Source organism: Snodgrassella sp. M0351, from assembly GCF_016100575.1.
Classification (GTDB): Bacteria; Pseudomonadota; Gammaproteobacteria; order Burkholderiales; family Neisseriaceae; genus Snodgrassella; species Snodgrassella alvi.
On the sequence record NZ_JACFSG010000001.1, the window covers coordinates 1,257,283 to 1,276,183 of the forward strand.

Annotated in this window: 16 protein-coding genes; 4 read left to right on the plus strand and 12 right to left on the minus strand. The window is 40.3% G+C overall.

Going from position 1 to position 18,901, the window contains the following annotated elements; translation table 11 throughout:
• Positions 1 to 181: 181 nt before the first annotated feature.
• The 12 genes from cls to H3V01_RS05700 form a co-directional block, all read right to left on the minus strand.
• Entirely contained in the window at positions 182 to 1,675 is a 1,494-nt protein-coding gene (gene cls / locus H3V01_RS05645; protein WP_198186212.1) for a cardiolipin synthase, read from the minus strand.
• A 201-nt stretch (positions 1,676 to 1,876) separates the two neighbouring features.
• Positions 1,877 to 2,941: a uroporphyrinogen decarboxylase gene (gene hemE / locus H3V01_RS05650; RefSeq protein WP_198186213.1), complete on the minus strand. Its 1,065-nt coding sequence runs from the start codon at positions 2,939 to 2,941 to the stop codon at positions 1,877 to 1,879.
• A 60-nt stretch (positions 2,942 to 3,001) separates the two neighbouring features.
• Positions 3,002 to 4,204, minus strand: a complete 1,203-nt coding sequence (locus tag H3V01_RS05655; RefSeq protein ID WP_198186214.1) for a heme biosynthesis HemY N-terminal domain-containing protein — start codon at positions 4,202 to 4,204, stop codon at positions 3,002 to 3,004.
• Positions 4,201 to 5,580 carry a uroporphyrinogen-III C-methyltransferase gene (locus H3V01_RS05660; protein WP_232332600.1) on the minus strand — a complete coding sequence of 460 codons (1,380 nt, stop codon included), beginning with the start codon at positions 5,578 to 5,580 and terminating at the stop codon, positions 4,201 to 4,203. The genes H3V01_RS05655 and H3V01_RS05660 overlap by 4 nt, the downstream gene beginning before the upstream one ends.
• Before the next feature lie 56 nt (positions 5,581 to 5,636).
• The gene (locus tag H3V01_RS05665; RefSeq protein WP_198186215.1) at positions 5,637 to 6,365 is read right to left on the minus strand and encodes a uroporphyrinogen-III synthase; all 729 of its coding nucleotides are present in this window, start codon (positions 6,363 to 6,365) and stop codon (positions 5,637 to 5,639) included.
• On the minus strand, positions 6,362 to 7,294 hold the full coding sequence (gene hemC / locus H3V01_RS05670) for a hydroxymethylbilane synthase (protein ID WP_037394410.1): 933 nt from the start codon (positions 7,292 to 7,294) through the stop codon (positions 6,362 to 6,364). Before hemC ends, H3V01_RS05665 begins: the two co-directional genes overlap by 4 nt.
• Before the next feature lie 78 nt (positions 7,295 to 7,372).
• A complete protein-coding gene (locus tag H3V01_RS05675) occupies positions 7,373 to 8,089 on the minus strand; it encodes an SIR2 family NAD-dependent protein deacylase (RefSeq protein ID WP_084552907.1) in 717 nt (238 codons plus the stop codon).
• 11 nt (positions 8,090 to 8,100) lie between these two features.
• Complete coding sequence (locus tag H3V01_RS05680) at positions 8,101 to 9,288, minus strand: acetylornithine/succinyldiaminopimelate transaminase (protein WP_198186216.1); 1,188 nt, start codon at positions 9,286 to 9,288, stop codon at positions 8,101 to 8,103.
• 346 nt (positions 9,289 to 9,634) lie between these two features.
• Positions 9,635 to 10,489, minus strand: coding sequence for a protease HtpX (gene htpX / locus H3V01_RS05685; RefSeq protein ID WP_198186217.1), 855 nt, complete (start codon positions 10,487 to 10,489; stop codon positions 9,635 to 9,637).
• A 221-nt stretch (positions 10,490 to 10,710) separates the two neighbouring features.
• On the minus strand, positions 10,711 to 11,970 hold the full coding sequence (locus tag H3V01_RS05690) for a glutamate-5-semialdehyde dehydrogenase (protein ID WP_370570116.1): 1,260 nt from the start codon (positions 11,968 to 11,970) through the stop codon (positions 10,711 to 10,713).
• Positions 11,971 to 12,131: 161 nt separating this feature from the next.
• Complete coding sequence (gene ppk2, locus H3V01_RS05695) at positions 12,132 to 13,058, minus strand: polyphosphate kinase 2 (protein ID WP_025331034.1); 927 nt, start codon at positions 13,056 to 13,058, stop codon at positions 12,132 to 12,134.
• Positions 13,059 to 13,396: 338 nt separating this feature from the next.
• Positions 13,397 to 15,745: a penicillin-binding protein 1A gene (locus H3V01_RS05700; RefSeq protein ID WP_096766094.1), complete on the minus strand. Its 2,349-nt coding sequence runs from the start codon at positions 15,743 to 15,745 to the stop codon at positions 13,397 to 13,399.
• Between the two features lie 180 nt (positions 15,746 to 15,925).
• On the opposite strand from H3V01_RS05700, the gene pilM reads away from it, so the two are divergent.
• Genes pilM through H3V01_RS05720 form a run of 4 tightly spaced genes read left to right on the plus strand, consistent with a single transcriptional unit; the run spans position 15,926 to position 18,877 of the window.
• A complete protein-coding gene (gene pilM, locus H3V01_RS05705; protein ID WP_179300415.1) occupies positions 15,926 to 16,972 on the plus strand; it encodes a type IV pilus biogenesis protein PilM in 1,047 nt (348 codons plus the stop codon).
• 1 nt (position 16,973) lies between these two features.
• Positions 16,974 to 17,621, plus strand: a complete 648-nt coding sequence (locus tag H3V01_RS05710) for a PilN domain-containing protein (RefSeq protein WP_025331037.1) — start codon at positions 16,974 to 16,976, stop codon at positions 17,619 to 17,621.
• Positions 17,622 to 17,635: 14 nt separating this feature from the next.
• Positions 17,636 to 18,286, plus strand: coding sequence for a type 4a pilus biogenesis protein PilO (locus tag H3V01_RS05715; RefSeq protein WP_025331038.1), 651 nt, complete (start codon positions 17,636 to 17,638; stop codon positions 18,284 to 18,286).
• Positions 18,287 to 18,337: 51 nt separating this feature from the next.
• Positions 18,338 to 18,877, plus strand: a complete 540-nt coding sequence (locus tag H3V01_RS05720; RefSeq protein WP_110414359.1) for a pilus assembly protein PilP — start codon at positions 18,338 to 18,340, stop codon at positions 18,875 to 18,877.
• Positions 18,878 to 18,901: the final 24 nt, after the last annotated feature.

An 18,901-nucleotide genomic window follows, 5' to 3' on the forward strand; every position in this document is an offset into this window, starting at 1 on the left:
TTACTGTCAATAAACTATTAAAAATATGGCTTGTAGATTAATTTATATTTTCCTAAACATAATATTATCTTATTAACATTTTAAAACATCACATTCTGAAAATACTTTTTCAACACTGATAGAAAAATAATCAGGTAAAAAAACTGCCGGTTTTAGCCGGCAGTTTTTTCATTATTAAAATTTATAACAACGGACCAACCAGACGCACTGTATTCTCCACCAGCCCCCACCACTTTGAACGAGCCTGCCATGTTTTCAGTTCGATATATTCACAAGCTTTCAAATAAGTGCTCTGTAACGCCACTACTGTTTCAGTCATACTTTCATCATAAATAGCCAGACTAATTTCCATATTAAGATAAAAACTGCGCATATCCATATTTACAGTACCAAACAAAGTGTAATCACTATCTACAGTTAAAGTTTTAGCATGTAACAGCCCACCCTTAAACAAAGCAATTTTCACCCCAGCCTGTAATAGTCTTGGATAATATGCACGTGAAGCATATTTCACCAGCATTGAATCCACTGCTTCCGGTACTATCAGAGTTACATCCACTCCCCTGGTAGCAGCTGTAGTTAAAGCCAGCAGCAAAGCATCATCCGGAACAAAATAAGGCGTCGTAATAATAATACGTCGTGTAGCGGCATGAATTGCATTAACAATAGTGTCGTAAATAACCGGACTGCCTTGCTCAGGTGCTGAAGGAATCACCTGAACTACTACACCACTTTGTTCCTGTTGTGCAACTTGCAGATTATGCATGAGCGCCTGTTTACCGTAACTGTCTACCCATTGCTGTACCTGCATTAAATTAGATTCAGTTTCTACTGCCATATCACCGGCAAATACTGCTGCCAGAGGTTGTACCAGACTTCCTTCACAACGCATCATCACATCAACCCATTGTCCGACACCGGCATTTTTTTTGAAAAAACGCGGGTCGACCAGATTAAAACTGCCGGTATAGCCAATTTTCTGATCTATAACCGCAATTTTACGATGGTTACGCAAATCTGCACGTACAAGAAAAGTGCGCCATAATTGAACGGGTAAAGCTTCAGTCAATGTAATACCCGCATTGCGTAAACGCTGAGGCCAGTCACTACGCCAGAATTTTACACTACCAATACTGTCAACTAGCATACTGGTAACCACACCTCGTTGTGCTGCTGCAATGGCATCATTCAGAAGTTCAATAATTTCTCCCTGCGGATCAACAATATAAAAAGCCAGTAAACAGCTTGTTTTCGCATGCTGAATATCATATCGAATGGCAGCAATGATTTCTTCTTCATTGGTAAGAAGCTTTAAGTGATTGTATTCGGTAGCCTCAAATCCGGTTTTATCGGCTGCAATCAAACTGATACCATGATAACGTTCATTCAGACCACTACAAGCATGCTGATTGAAATTATGCAGATATTTATTACTGAATCCCTGATAAAATTTCACCAGTTCATTCTGACGACGTAGCCGGCGTGAACCCAGCCTGGGTTCACCAATTAACAAGTAGCCTACAGCCCCGACTAAAGGAAAAGCCATTAACATCAGAATCCAAGCAACGGAAACTCCTGTATTACGCTGATGGTATAACACTCTCACTACCAGAACAGTAACCACAATCACATGTAATACAACAAGAATTTCAGCCCAGGGTATATCATGTAACATATAAGTAAACCAATTATTTAATGTCTAGAATATAGTAGATTATAAATGGATAAATAATCTATATAATGAATTGAGATAAATATCAGATAAAAATTCTGGCAGGTACAGAAAACTAAGTCTGTGACTGCCAGAAATAGCAAGTAATTATTCACATCATTTATTTGTTTCAGAATTAATTAATATTCTCTGAAATAAAAATAATTAATTCTGATGATATTCTGTAGAAATGCGATGTACCGCATCTACTGCACATTTCACCATTTCCGGATTAGTATATTGATTGATACCATGACCCAGATTAAATACATGTCCGCTGCCAGCTCCGTAAGCAGCAAGTAAACGCTTAACTTCGTCTGTAATACTTTCTGAATCACCAAATAGAGCCAGCGGGTCAAGATTTCCCTGTAATGCCACCTGCTGTCCGACCAACTGACGTGCCTGCTGTAAATTGACAGTCCAGTCCACGCCTAACGCATCAGCACCCAGTGCAGCTAACTGTTCCAGCCACTGGCCACCGCCCTTAGTAAATATAATGACTGGTACCCTACGACCATCTGCTTCACGCTGTAAGCCTGAAACGACCTGTTGCAAATAGCGTAAATCAAACTCCTGAAAAGCTTTATCGCTGAGAATTCCGCCCCATGTATCAAAAATCTGTACGGCCTGTGCACCTGCAGCTATCTGTTCATTTAAATAAGCTGTTACTGTCTGCGCATTAATATCCAGTATCCGGTGTAACAATTGCGGTCGCTGATAAAGCATGGTTTTCAATAAACGAAAATCCCGACTGCTTTCTCCTTCAACCATATAACAGGCTAGTGTAAACGGACTGCCAGAAAAACCAATTAACGGTACACGACCGTTCAAAGCATTACGTATACTATGAACAGCATCGAACACATAGCGCAAACGGTTCATATCAGGAACCTGTAAACGTGTCACATCCTTTTCATACTGCAACGGATGAGTAAATTTAGGTCCTTCACCTTCGACAAAATGCAAACCCAGCCCCATTGCATCCGGTATAGTGAGAATATCGGAAAACAAGATAGCAGCATCCAGTGCAAAACGCTCCAATGGCTGAAGAGTCACCTCTGTAGCCAGCTCTGGATTATGACAAAGTGCGAGAAAACTGCTGGCTTTCGCCCGTGTTTCTCTGTATTCCGGTAAATAGCGTCCAGCCTGTCTCATTAACCATACCGGCGTATATTCAACCGGCTGCTTTAGTAAAGCACGTAAAAAAGTATCGTTATGTAAAACTGCCATAATTAACCTCAGGCAGTTAGTACATACAGTACCAACTGCCTGTTAAATAAAAACTAAAAATTACAACTCATCATTATTACCAATTGTGGCCAGAATTTCATTACGCTGCTGCTCGGCAGCCTCGCTCTGACCGGATTGCTCCAGTACTTTAGCTAATAACAATCTGGTTACATTATTATTACTGGCCTGCAAACTGGCTTCGAGATAAGTTTTTGCCTTTCCCCAAAGTTGTTGCTGATAACTTAACTCACCCATCAACAATAGTAAGTCCGGGTCTTGCGGATTTTGTTGTAACCACTTATCGACGGTTACCATATTTTTTTGCTGTTCTTTACTGCTTAGATATTGATTGGCCTGATTAAATGCAGGTAATAGTGAAGCATCATGAGTGCGCGGATAATATTTTTTTACCCATTTCAATGCCTGAGTATACATACCTAGCTGAAGATATTTTTCTGCAATGTTTGCACTAAGTGTACTTTCACGTTCATCTACCGGAATCAAATTAAGACTACTTTTCAGCTCACTCGGCTCTTTAACATTTGCCAGTAACTGTCGATAAGCCCAATATTGGTAATTATGCTGTTCGCTTTTGCTTAACGCTCCTGCGTGGCTTAATTTATCAACTGCTTCCAAAACACCCTGAGCATCATGCTTTTCCCAGTCATATCGTAACTGCAGCTTAACAAGCTGGGTTAAATTCGGATTGATTTTGGCTGCTGCTTCCAGTGCACTTCTGGCTTGCTGATTATTGTGCTGTGATAAAGCTGATTGAGCCAGAAGCAAATAGCGGGAAAGCTGCTGTTTTTCCGGCAACTTTGCAATTTCATCTAAATAACGGTCTCGTGTTGTACTGTCATCCATCTGATCAGCACTGTGCGCAGCCAGTAATAAGGCCAGAGCACGACTGTGCTGCCCCTGTTTATTACGTAAGACCCGCTCAGCCTCACGCTCAGCAAACTGATAGCGACCTTCAAAGTAGGCTAAACCAGCATGATTTAATGCTGTTTCAACCTGATGGCGCTGATGATTGATACGCCAGTGATGCCAGTGACCGGGTAAATGCACAAAACCCATAACAATGCGTAAAAATATATACAACAGCACTACCGTTAGCAGCACAAGACCAATAAACAGCTGCAGATTGATACGTATCAGAGTTTGCTCAACTACAATATACACATCACCACTGTAATATTTCGCACCAAGTACGACACCCACTGCAACAATAAACAGAACAATCAACCATAATAGAGATCTCATAATGAATGGTCTCCCTGTCTGGAAGATGACGCTGCAGAAGCATTATTACTGTTTATAGGGCTAGCCTGTTGTTGTTCGGTATGTACCGGTACATTGCTGGCAGATGATGCACTTAAATCCGGCAACGCCGTTGACATATCCATTCCAGACTGATTCTGGTATTCACGTACAGCAGCCAGGCTGGCTGACAGACTATTGTCCTGACTAGTTTGCACGTTAAGTGTCTTTAACTGAGTTAATTCTTTCAGCCACGACTGCGTTGCTGCTGAACCACTGTCAAAATATTGCTTAACAGCAGCTTCTGCACCATTTAAATCAGCAACATAGACTTCTCCGCGACGCTGAATCAGAGCAATACGTGCATCCAGCAATCGCAGCCGCAGATTTTCACGTACAAAATATATCTGTTCAGGCGACATTAGCATTGAATCATTGTGATTAATGTGACGCACTTCTACCATACTGCGTAAAGAGTGCAAAGTATTTTGCCATGTACGCTGCCACCATGAAGCATTTGGATTTATCGGTGTATTACTTGTCACTCCGGGCTGTAACTGATTTTCAATTACTAACGGCAGACCTGCTATAGCAGACTCAAGACGATTTAGACGCAATGAAACACTGGCAACATCCAGATAAGGCCGGTTTTTCAGATTTTCCAAATCACTGCTTATAGCCTTTTTGATAGGCAGCAATTGCGGCTGGTCAAAGCGAGATAGCCGGCCATCCAGACTTTCAAGTACATTAACTGCAACAGGAACATTACCGGAAATCAGCAACTGCTGAGAGGCAAGATTCAATGTAGCTTCTATTTCATCAACCAGCCAGTCAGTGCGATTTTTTACCAGCTCCTGATAGGCACGGGTAAGCCGGTCTACATTATCACCCTGAGTTTTCTGTTGGGTTTGAATTTCCTGCAACTGACGACTTAACTCATCAATGCGTGTCAGGCTGGTTTCTATCGAAACAGCTGTTTTGCTGGCACTAATTCCAGCATTGTCGATTTTCTGATCAAATTGTATCTGCTGGTTTTTAAGCTGATTCTGCCCTTCAACAAATAAAAACCCACTGGCTCCCAGAGCCAGTAATGATAATACCAGCGCGCCCAGAGCAATTCCCTTACCTGAGCCGGATTGCGACTGTTTTGCCGGAGATGGCTGAACAGGAATACTAGATGCAGAAGCATCTGATACTGTGTTGTTTTTTTGGGAATTCATAGTTTGATGTGTCGTGTTTAGATCTTTATTGGTAGCTTCAGTAACCGCAGAAGTAGCCGATTCGGGCGGAGCACTAACTTCGCCTTGTTTATTCACCAGCAATGGCTGCTTTTCCTGTTCAGGAGGCTGGCCAGCCTGTGCATTCTGTTGTTCACTCATTCGGTATACTCCCTACTTTATATAATAGGTTAACAGCACTACTGAAGAAAATAGCATCAGGTGCTGCGTGAATGCAAAAGTGCCAGTCCGCGACATAAGTCCGGAACATGAAGTGTCTGGACACCATATCCGGTTAACGCAGAATCTATGCGCGGATGGTGAACTAAGTATAACAAGCTTTTGCTAACTGCGTACAAATCCGGAGGTAATTGAGTAAACCACGCTTGGACTGCGGCAGTTGTCGTCATATACACTGCCTTCAAATTTCCCTGTTCAGCCTGTGTTGAAATAACTGACCAGTTTATAGGTACCGGATTTCGCTGATATACTTCTGCTACCTCAATTTGCCATCCTAGTTGATGCAGTTGCTTAATCAGCCAGTCACGGCCGCCTATACCTCTAATAAATAGCAATTTACCTTTACGCTGCTGCCATACAGGCAAATGTAAAACTGCTTCACTATCATGTCCATTTTCCGGATAAACAATCTGTTTAAATCCATAACCGGATAATGCTGATGCCGTAGCAGCACCCACTGCCACATGTATTAATTTATCAGAACGTGAAACATAATTTGCAGCAATATGTACGGCACTTGGGCTAACCCAGAAAATAATATTCTGACTCTGGCTTTGACCAGATAGCCGGTTTAAAGCCGCTGATTGTGTCTGTAATTGCAGATATTCAAGTAAAATAGGTTGCCAGCCATAACGAATGCAACAGTCTATATCGGCAGTAGCTGCCAGCTGCGGACGCATTAGCACCAGACATGGTAAAGTATTCATCGGGTAGATAAAACATCATTAATTAACTGCTGCGCACCTTGATTAGCTAGCTGATGTGCAACCATCAAACCCAGCTGCTCTGCTTCACTAATATTTGCCTTTTCACTGGCTCGCAACACTGTTACACCATCTACAGATGCCACTAAACCACGTAACTCAAGCATGCCGGATTTCTCAGTACAATACGCTGCCAGCGGTACCTGACAGCTACCACCAAGTACACGTGCCAGAGTACGTTCTGCAGTAACACAGGCTGCTGTAACAGGATGGTGTAATGGTTGTAATAAAGTCAGTAAATCCTCACGATGAGCGGCAACCTCTATAGCCAGCGCCCCCTGACCGGCAGCTGGCAGCAATATTTCTGGAGATAATATACACTGAATTCGCTGCTCTAAACCCAGTCGCTCAAGACCGGCTGCAGCAAGAATAATTGCAGCATATTCCTGTCTGTCAAGTTTATCCAGACGTGTTTGCACATTACCCCGCAGAGGCTTTACCTGCAAATCAGGATACAGCAACCTAATCTGAGCTTCCCGACGCAGACTTGAAGTTCCGACTATGGCATTAGCTGGTAAATCAGCCAAACAGCTAAACTGATGAGAAACAAATGCATCAAACGGATTAGCCCGCTCAGTTATTGCTGCCAAGATAAAGCCATCCGGAAGTTGCATAGGAACATCTTTAAGAGAGTGCACAGCAATATCTGCTGTTCCCTTTTGCAAGGCTAACTCAAGCTCTTTTATAAATAATCCCTTACCACCTATTTTGGATAAAGACTGATGCAATATCTGATCACCCCGGGTTGTCATACCCTGAATTTCAACAGATAACCCCGGATATGCAGTCTGAAGACATTGCTGTACATAATGAGCCTGCCACATAGCCAAAGTGCTCTCGCGGCTGGCAATGACTAAATCATTTTTTGTCATATTAATTTACAAGAATCTAGAAAATCAGAACAGAAATTTTAGCACTAACTAAAATTTGATTTTGATATACCACCCATATCAGCAGGATAAAGAATGTGCTTCAGGACGTTGCAGTAATTCATTAACCAGACTAGATACACCAGCCTGAGCCGGTGCGCGAATAATCTGTACATTTTGCAAGCCATCAATCGGCTGGGGATCAACAAGGTAAATTTCAGCGTTCGGTGGTATATACTGGATTAGACCAGCGGCCGGATAAACCTGCAAGGAAGTGCCAATGATAATTGCAATATCAGCTGAACGCATCACTTGTATAGCCTGTTCAATCATAGGCACCGCCTCACCAAACCAGACAATATGCGGCCTCATCGGAAAACCATTAACATCAACATCTGTTACTTTCTGATCCCCCGGGCAATCCACAATATAATTTTCATCAACACAACTTCTGGCTTTTAATAACTCACCATGTAAATGTAAAACATGAGTACTTCCGGCTCGCTCATGCAAATCATCTACATTTTGAGTAATTATATCTACATCATAACCATCTTCCAGACGTTTCAGAGCAACATGAGCAGAATTGGGTTCGGTTTTTAGCAGTTGACGTCTTAGGTGATTATAAAAATTAAGCACATATAATGGCTGACGCTTAAATGCCTCCGGTGTTGCCACATCCTCTACACGTTCACCCTCCCACAAACCTCCCTGATTACGAAAAGTCTGTAAACCGCTTTCAGCACTAATACCGGATCCGGTTAATACAACAATATGCTGTCTGTTTGAGTTGGGCATAAATTCCATCATCAGATATGTATAAAAGCCGTAATCGCTGCTTTCAGTCGTTGTAATCCTGCTTGTAAATCAGCATCACTCAATAACAAACTCGGAGCTAGACGCAAGACATTATTACCGGCAACCAAAACCAGCAAACCATGTTGTAAAGCCAATTGCATTAACTGAGCAGCCTTTCCTGAATATGCCTCAGACATAGCACAGCCAAGTAGTAATCCCTGACCCCTTACCTGAGAAAATACGCCAGTTGATTCAGCAAGTTCCTGCAAACCTGCCTGTAATTTTTTCCCTTGCTGAAGCACATTCTGCATTGTTTCCGGTGTATTAATAATATCAAATGCAGCACAGCCGACGGCACAGGCCAACGGATTACCACCAAAAGTACTGCCATGGCTGCCCGGTGTAAAACTGTTTCCTATCTGAGCTGTGGTCAGCATTGCACCAATAGGAATACCACAACCCAAAGCTTTGGCGCTGGAAACTATATCCGGCTGAACATCATAATATTGATGGGCAAACAGCTTTCCCGTCCGCCCCATACCTGTTTGTACTTCATCAAAAATCAATAAAGCCTGATGCCGGTCACAAGCCTCTCTGGCTGCCTGCAAAAATTCTTCAGTTGCCGGCAATACTCCGCTTTCCCCCTGAATAGGTTCAATGACAACTGCACAGGTTTTATCGTTAACAGCTGCCACAATGGCTGAGGAATCATTAAACGGAATATGTTTAATTCCGGTAGGTAAAGGTGCAAAATCATTGCTGTATTTAGGTTGCCCGCCTACTGATACCGTAAACAAAGTACGTCCATGAAATCCGTTTACACAAGCTATAATTTCATGTTTTTCAGTTCCGGCAAAATGATCTCGTGCATACTTGCGAGCCAGCTTGAAAGCAGCCTCATTGGCTTCTGCTCCGGAATTACAAAAAAATACTTGCTCGGCAAAGGTATTATCTACGAGTCTTTTTGCCAAATCCTGTGCCGGCTGTGTTGTATAAATATTAGAAATATGCCAAAGCTTGTGTGCCTGTGCAGTCAGTGCCTGAATTAACACAGGATGGCAATGCCCCAGTGCATTAACAGCAATACCGCCGGCTAAATCTATATATTCCTGACCATTATCATCCCACACCCGACTGCCCTGTGCATGATCCGGCAGTATAGGTGCAAAAGTAAAATTCGGGGTTAAGTAGTTGTGCATTTTTCTCTCTATTTATTATAAAAACATAATTTGATTTGTAAAATTATATATTGTTACAGCAATCATGAATTAAAGTCTAATGAATTAAAATATAGCCACAAAACAACTAAATTTTGTATAAACAATACAAGATTACCACTTAGATAATAATAAATTTAAATATGTATGCTATTTAACCAAAATATATCAATATCTTTTGCCGCTTAATAATTAAATTTGAAATTCTTTTCACTAAAACAGATACAAGTACAAGCCATGGATTAAACTAGGTGTTTAAAAAACAGTCCTGATTAAATTCAGATTTGTCAGATTGATATAGACAAAAACTACTTCTATCATATTAATATCACATCTGACGTAAGCGATTAATCCGGTTATCCAGTGTCGGATGAGTACTAAAAAGAGCATCAGCAGTTTCACTGGCAATTCCAAAAGCCTGCATACCAGCAGGTAAATGACTGGTTTCACCTTTTAATCTTTGCAGCGCTGCTATCATTTTAGGCGCACCCACCAGACGCGCTGCTCCGGCATCTGCACGATATTCGCGCTGGCGACTAAACCACATAACAATTAAACTTGCCAGAAAACCGAACACTGTCTGCAAAATCATACTTACCAGATAATAAGTACCATGAGACACCTCACCATTTTCTTTTCTGGCTACAACATCAGCAATACGGTTAGCCCAGAAAAAAACAAAAGTATTAACCACTCCCTGTAACAATGTCATTGTCACCATATCTCCATTGCCAATATGGGCCATTTCATGAGCAAGCACGGCTTCTACTTCATCCTGCGACATACTATGCAGCAGACCAGTACTTACCGCCACCAGTGAGCTGTTACGTGTAGCTCCGGTAGCAAAAGCATTAGGTTCAGGAGAATCATAAATAGCCACCTCGGGCATAGCAATATTCCACTGACTGGCCAGACTGGCAACTGTATTTAACAGCCATGCCTCTGCAGCTGTTTGCGGCTGACCGATAATCTGCCCATTAACTGAATTAAGTGCAAGCGTTTTGGACATTATCAAAGAAATAATAGAACCGGTAAAACCAACAACAGCAGCCAGTAATAACAAAATACCATTGCCATTACTATAAATATTAATACCTAAAAGTGCACAAAGAATATTCAGAACAACATTAATAACAATGATGACTGCAAGATTGGTAGCAATAAACAATACAATACGTTTCACATTATGCCCTTTTAATTTCTGTAAAAATTCATCAGTACAATAATATCAGTGACATAAAAAATAATAATATTCAATTTTCATTTAATCTGAAAACTAATATTTTATTTATAAGTTCATAAATCAATTATTTAAAAGTTTTGGAAATCAAAACCTGAAATTATAATAATAAGCATATAATGACATATCAGTATATGCTTAAATAATATTATAGCGCTGAAATTTCAAAGACGTACTTGTCCCTGCCCCATAACGATCCATTTCTGACTGGTTAAACCATATAAACCCACCGGACCACGTACATGGACTTTGTCAGTAGAAATTCCAATTTCTGCGCCTAAGCCATATTCATATCCATCAGCGAAACGAGTTGATGCATTCACCATAACACTAGATGAATCTATCATACGTAAGAATAACTGCGCATGAGATAAATCATTTGTAATAATACTGTCCGTATGATGGCTACCATAGTAATTGATATGACTGATGGCTTCACTGACATCATTGACTACTTTTATTGAAAGAACCGGAGCCAGATACTCAGTGGACCAATCAATTTCTGAAGCTGGAATAATATCATTATGCAAAATTTTCTGAGTAAGTTTACAGCCTCGTAACTCAACACCCTTTTCTGCATATTTTTGTTGAAGTACAGGTAATAACTCTGCTGCACGGCTAACATGAACCAGCAAAGTTTCCATAGTATTGCACGTTCCGTAACGCGATGTTTTAGCATTTACAGCAATATTAATCGCCATTTCTGCCTCTGCAGAAGCATCAATATACACATGGCATATACCGTCCAAATGTTTGATAACCGGTATACGTGCTTTTTCATTTACTCGCTGCACCAGACCTTTACCGCCCCGCGGAATAATTACATCAATATATTCAGATAAACCCACCAGTATATCCACACCGGCACGATCAGTATTAGTCAGCAGATTAACAGCATTTTCTGGTAAACCGGCTTGCTTTAATGATGATGTAATGACCGAAGCGATTGCCTTATTAGTATTGATTGCTTCGCTGCCACCCCGTAACACACAGCTGTTGCCTGTTTTCAGGCATAATATGGCTGCGTCCAGAGTCACATTCGGGCGAGATTCATAAATCATACCTATTACACCTAACGGCACACGCATTTTACCGAGCGTAATACCATTAGGCAGTACACGAAACTCATCCATTTCACCCACAGGATCCGCTAATGCAGCAACCTGATGTACACCATCAATCATTGCCGCTATCCTGCTTTCATTAAGTTGCAACCGATCAAGTAAAGCAGTATCTATTCCCTGTTTTCGTGCTGCACTTATATCAGTTTCATTGGCAGCAAGAATCCTATTTCGTTCAGCAGACAGACCCGATGCAATAAATGACAATAACTGATTTTTCTGTGCAGTAGATGCCATATTAAGAGCATAACAAGCATCTTTGGCTGCTTTAGCCATTTCAGTAATATACTTGGTTAATTCCACGCAAATCTACTTTCTACAAAGACAACACAAAAATCATTCGTATTCTCATATAAAATCACACAAGATACATTTACCCAACTAAAACAACCCTTGCATACCCATTAAAAATTATATGATATGTTAATTAAATCCTCTTTCGAAATTGTCTTACAACGAAACAATTAATCAATATGCGTATCTGTTGAATCTTTAAACTGAGTCTGAGGTTTTAATACAATCAAATTATCTACTGCACCTATTGCAGCAATATCCTTGCCCGGATAATCTAGTTCAGTGAGGAAATGGCGTATACAATTGAGTCGTGCGCGTTTTTTATCGTCAGATTTAATTACTGTCCATGGCGCATCGCCGGTATGAGTATGGAAAAACATATCGTTTTTAGCTTCGGTATAATCATCCCAGCGATCTAAAGACTGAATATCAACAGGAGAAAGTTTCCAGTGCTTTAAAGGATCATCCCGCCGTGAAATAAAACGACGTAACTGCTCTTCACGGGAAACAGAAAACCAAAATTTAAACAAATATATACCACTATTTACCAGCATACGTTCCAATTCCGGAGTCTGGCGCATAAACTGCAAATATTCATGAGGCTGACAAAAGCCCATTACACGTTCCACACCGGCACGGTTATACCAGGAGCGATCGAAAAATACCATTTCACCACTTGTAGGCAAGCGCTCAATATAACGCTGAAAATACCATTGACCCTTTTCAGTCTCAGTAGGCTTTTCAAGAGCCACTACCCGTGCACCACGAGGGTTAAGATGCTCCATAAAGCGTTTAATCGTTCCCCCTTTACCCGCTGCGTCTCTGCCTTCGAATAAAGATACAATTTTCTGACCCGACTCCTTAACCCAGTTTTGCACTTTCAAGAGTTCAATTTGCAATTTGGCTTTTTCTCGCTCATATGTTGAACGTCTCATCCGGGTACGATAAGGATAATTTGAAGGTAAAGGCGCTGTAGATGAATCTTCATCAGTATGCCTGCCTTCCAATACACTTCTCTCAAAAACTTTCAATCTTGCTTCTTTATCATTCGTACTAATTTCATCAGACTGCTCAGTCTGTGATTGTTGCTCACTCATATTGTTCCTTTCTTTTTAAACCAAAATCAGGCATAAAATTTATTTTAAAGATTGTGATAATTCGTTTAAACATTGTAACTCAATGTTATGCAATTACACCAAACAATATGACAAATTTAAAACAAACTATTGATATAATTTTTATATATTTATAGACATACTATTCCCAAATTCAAATTTATATATTTAAAAATATATTTTACACATTGAATTTTAAGAACATTATTAATTAATTAAATATTAATGATTTAATATATTTATATTTCAACAGTTAATAAAAATGGACAATCCGAATGATTGCCCATTTTAGTAAATTACAATTTTATTAATACAAAATTTTAAAATAATGAGTCTAACTGACTATTAGTACCAGATTTGGGGACAACTGGTACTTCTCCAGCATCATCAACATCACCACTTTTACCGTTCGTTTTGGCAGTTACCGGTCCGTCAGCACGATTATCCAGTGGTAAATCAGGATTAGTTGTCTGATGTTCTTTAAGAAAATATTCTCCGGATTTCTGAACAATACCGACTGGAACAGGTGTATTCACAATAGGTTTGCCTTTTAATGCATAACGCATATATTCCAGCCATACTGGTACAGCAATTGTACCCCCAAAGGCTGAACGTCCCATACTGCGAGGACGATCATATCCTATATACACTGCGCTAACGATGTTCGGATTAAAGCCTACGAACCAAGCATCCTTATTATCATTAGTTGTACCCGTTTTACCTGCAATATCGCTACGCCCGAGTGCGTGTGCACTATAAGCTGTACCATGATTAACTACATCCATCATCATGTGATATAAAATGAATGCATTGCGCGGATCAATAGCCTGTGGCGCATTCTGCTTGGCAACTAATGGCTGCATTTGTGCACGCAGGTTACCACGACTGTCATAAATCCGGTCAATGACATAATTGGAAACTTTAAAACCACCATTAGCAAAAATAGCATAACCTTCAGCCATCTGCATTGGCGTTACCTCACCACTGCCAAGTGCCATAGATAGACTATTCGGAATCTGATCCAGACGAAAACCAAAATGCTGGACATATTGTCTGGCATAGTCAACACCCATAGCCATCAGTATACGGATTGAAACCATATTTTTGGATGCAGTTAAGGCCTGACGTAACGTGATAAATCCGGCATAACGACCGTCTGAGTTTTTAGGTGTCCAAGCACGCCCGCCTGCACCCATTCCCGGCATAACAATCGGGGCATCATTTACTACTGTCGCCGGCGTGAAGCCTTTAGCAATAGCTGCTGAATAAATAAAAGGCTTAAAAGAAGAACCGGGCTGACGTTTGGCCTGAGTCACACGGTTAAAACTTCGACGATAAAAATCATAACCACCAACCAAAGCTTTTACAGCTCCAGTCTGGGCATCCAGAGCAACAATCGCCCCCTGAAGCTCCGGCTGCTGTACAATTCGATAACTCTTACCATCACCTCGCACATGTACTACTGAGCCCACACGTATGGCAGCATCATCCAGTTTCGCATTATTAATGGTACGTTTAATCCAGTTATAACTACTACCGCTAATTCTACTTTCACCTACACCACCTATGTACACCACAATTGAATTTGAACCAAGTTCAGTTACTACAGCCGGCAACATACCGTCTACAGCAGAACGATTTGCCAGATACTGTTCTATCTGCTCATCACGAATATCTTCTGGGATTTTACTCAGGTCAAAAAATCCTTCCGCTCCACGGTAAGCCGAACCTCTATCAAAATTATTCAATGTTTTACGCAATGCTTCAGTTGCTACAGCCTGATCCTGTGAATTGACTGTTGTATAAACGCGAAATCCCTGTGTATAGGCTGCATCACCATATTTTTCATACATTTGCTGGCGAACCATTTCAGCAACATAGAGCGCATTTTGATCTATAGGTTGTTGATAATGAACGTAATTTAATGGTTCTGCAAAAGCAGCATCAGCCTGAGCTTGTGTAATTTTGCCCATTTCCACCATATTATTGAGAATATAACGCTGGCGCATTTTAGCCCGTTGCGGATTTACAACAGGATTAAAGGTGGAAGGAGCCTTAGGTAAACCAGCCAAAATCGTTGCTTCTGCCAAGTCCAGTTTTTGTACCGGCTTGTTAAAATAAACCAGAGAAGCGGCAGCAAACCCATAAGCACGCTGCCCCAGATAAATCTGATTAAAATAAAGCTCAAGAATCTGATCTTTACTTAATTTCTGTTCAATCTTGTAAGCAAGAAGCGCTTCATTAAATTTACGCGTATAGGTGCGCTCATTAGTCAGATAAAAATTACGTGCTACCTGCTGAGTAATCGTACTGGCACCAGATTGCACACCACCAGTTAGATTTGTAATCAAAGCACGGGTTACACCAATAAAATCGACTCCGCCATGATCATAAAAACGTTTATCTTCAGCGGCTACCACTGCATCTTTCAGCACCTGAGGAAAGTCATTGATTCTTGTAAAAGCACGTTTTTCCTCTCCAAACTGCCCCAGCAGTTTATTATCTGCCGAATAAATTGTAAGCGGCAGTTTGGGTTGATAATGCGTCACTGCTTCCAGAGAAGGCAGCTTCGGATAGGTAACCATAATCGCTACTGCCAGCAAACCGACAGCAAAAAGCGCCAGCCCGGCAAGCAAACCTACGGTTGAAAGTAATAATTTTCTAATCATAATCAACTAATTTTCATTTAAGGCTGCGAAATATATCCAAAATAAAGTAAACTTTGGTCTTAATTTTGTTAGCAACACAGAACAGTAATTTTCAACACCCGACATTACCCGTTTGATAAACAGACAGAAAGCCCTTTCATGAAACTGAATAATTTCAAAATAAATTCAAAGAATAAGAAGGTGGCCACAACATCCTCGAGACAAAGTCTTGGTATCAGTATTACTGATAAAAGCATTAATATGGTGCTATTAAATGCACGCAGTTTAAATCAATTTCGTCTCGAAAAATACGTTGTTGTCCCTCTACCAAAAAATATTGTAGGTAATGGCAGTATAGAAAATCATGAAGAACTTGTTGCTTACCTACAACAGGCAAAACAAAAACTACAAAGTAATTGCCGGAACATTACAGCGGCAATTTCACAAAAGCAGGTGTCAGTCCAATTCCTCGACCGTGATCTGGATACAGAGTATACCGAAGAAGAACAAATTATGGCTGAACTGAGTCAATATGACTCTCTGGATGAAGTCAGTTATGATTATCAGAAGATTGATACAAACGATCAGGGAAAAGAATGTCTGTTACTAGTTAATGGTAAGCGGGATGATGTAAATATACTGATGGATGTCTATACTGATGCCGGAATAATACCCAGCCAAATGGATGTAGATTTAATGGCGATAATGAATAGTGCCATCACATGGATTAATTTTAGACAACCGGAACTTACCAATAAATGTGTTGCTGTCTTCAACATTGATTATAGTGAAACTCAGGCAATTATCATGTGCCACGGTAAGTTACTCTACAAACAGGAAATTAATCTTGGCTATGATCATTTGATGCAGTCTTTAAGACGCAATTATCAGTTTACCGAAGAAGAAGCATGGGACATGCTTTATAATCCATCCAAACCTGAAGATTACAATACAGCTGTGGCACAGCCGTTCCAGCAACAGTTTATTCAGGAAATACAGAGGGTATTACAGTTTTACTTTACTTCAGCCAGTCAGGAAAATGAAATTGATGAAATCCTGATTTTCGGCTATGGCAATAAAGGTGCTAATGAATTTACTGAAAATATTACTCAGCAAACACGTATACCTGCACAGCAAATCAACCCTGTATTACTAGCACAGCCAAGTGATAACATCACACAAGCGAAATTACTTCAAGACAGCAGTTTATTAACCGTTCCATTTGGTCTGGCTATAAGAGGATTATAAGATGTTACCTTTATTAAAAATTAACCTGCTGCCTTACCGCGAAGCATTACAAGCCAAGCAAAAAAAGCAATTTCAGACATTATTAGCCGGAGCTGCCCTGATTGGATTCGGTCTGGCTTTCCTCGGCTATCTGGCTGTTGAAAGCAGAGTAAGCAGTCAGGAAAGCCGTAATCTGGTGTTAGAGAACGGTATTAAAAAACTGGATTCAGAAATAGCAGAAATTTCCAAGTTGCAGGAAGAACGTAAGAACTTTATCGCGCGACAGGAAAAAGTTGAAGAACTATCAAACAAACGATTTGAAGCCGCGCGTATACTGGATACATTAAATACCGTAGCACCTATGGGATTGTACATAACCAGTATTGAAGCTCAGAATTCCTCTACCTACATAGTCAATGGTAAAGCATTCAGTGATGCTAAAACTGCTGCATTTATGAATGCAATACCAGGACAATTATTCAGCACTCCAGAATTACTCAATATTAAACGGGTAAATAATGTACAAGAATTCAGCATTCGTATTTCTCTGAATAGCAATATTGGGCAACCATATGACATTACTCAGGCAAATCAGAATACTAATCCAATCCCAAGAGATACTGCAGATCAAAATGAGGCAGCGTCTGATGCAGCAGCCGCATCAAACTGAAGGAGCAGTTGAACATGGCAAAAAATATTGATTTGAAAGCAATTAATTTAAACTCCCTACCTCAGCAAAGTAAGCCTATACAATTAGGTATTGCCGGAGCAATCATTGTTATTATTCTAATTCTCGCCTACTTCTTTGTTTACAGTGGTTTAAATGAACAAATCAGTCAGCTGCGGCAGGAAGAAGAAACACTGAAACAGACATATACGGAAAAAAGCAGACAGGCAGCTCATCTGGATGCTTTAAAAGCAGAACTGGATTCTATTAATGGCTCATTTAATATATTATTAAAGCAGTTGCCAACACAGGCTGAAATTCCGAATCTGATTCAGGAATTACATGAATGCGCAACCAAAAACGGACTAAATATGGACAGTGTAACACCTGCTCAGGTCCAAAATACTGAATCAGATAATCAAACTGACAAAAAGTCTGAACTGCAGGTAATTCAAACATTACCTTACAACATTACCCTGACAGGCAATTACAATCAGATTAGCCAGTTTCTCCGCGATGTAGGAAAATTATCACGAATCGTAACGTTGAACTCAATTGTTATCAAACGGAATGAAAAAGATAATACGCTTACTTTGAACGCGGTTGCCAATACCTATAAAGCACTAACCGATGCAGAAATAAAAGCACAGAACAATGATAAAAAATAAGCCTAGTTTCTGTAAAACAGTACTTTATAACATATATGCAACGGATAAATTATGAATAAATATTTACTTTTTCTTGGTCTTTTTGCATTAGGTGCCTGTTCTTCAGCAAATGAAGATTTAGATGAATGGATGCAAAACACCAGACAGCAGGTAAAAACTCAGAATGTTAAACCCAATGAAACCAAGTTAAATATTCAGCCTACTTATACGCCACCTGTACAACCAAAACTGAATATTTTTGATCCGGCAAGATTTAAGGCCGGGGTTCAGGGTTCGAATGCACCAGATTTAAACCGGCCTAAACAAATTCTGGAAAATTTTTCATTAGATGAATTACATTACGTTGGATTGATAAAGGGTGCAGGTAAAGCTCCTTCTGCATTTATTTCTGTAAACGGACATGTTTATACCGTTAATGTGGGAAATTATCTCGGACAAAGTTTCGGACGTATTACGGCAATAACGCAAGATGAAATTGTAATTTCAGAATTAGTTGAAGACTCATACGGTAACTGGACAACACATCGTGCCAGCTTACCTTTACAGGCTGCAGACAGCACCTCCACGGAAACAACCGAGCAAGACGACTGATACAAGTAACCCATTTAAGAATAA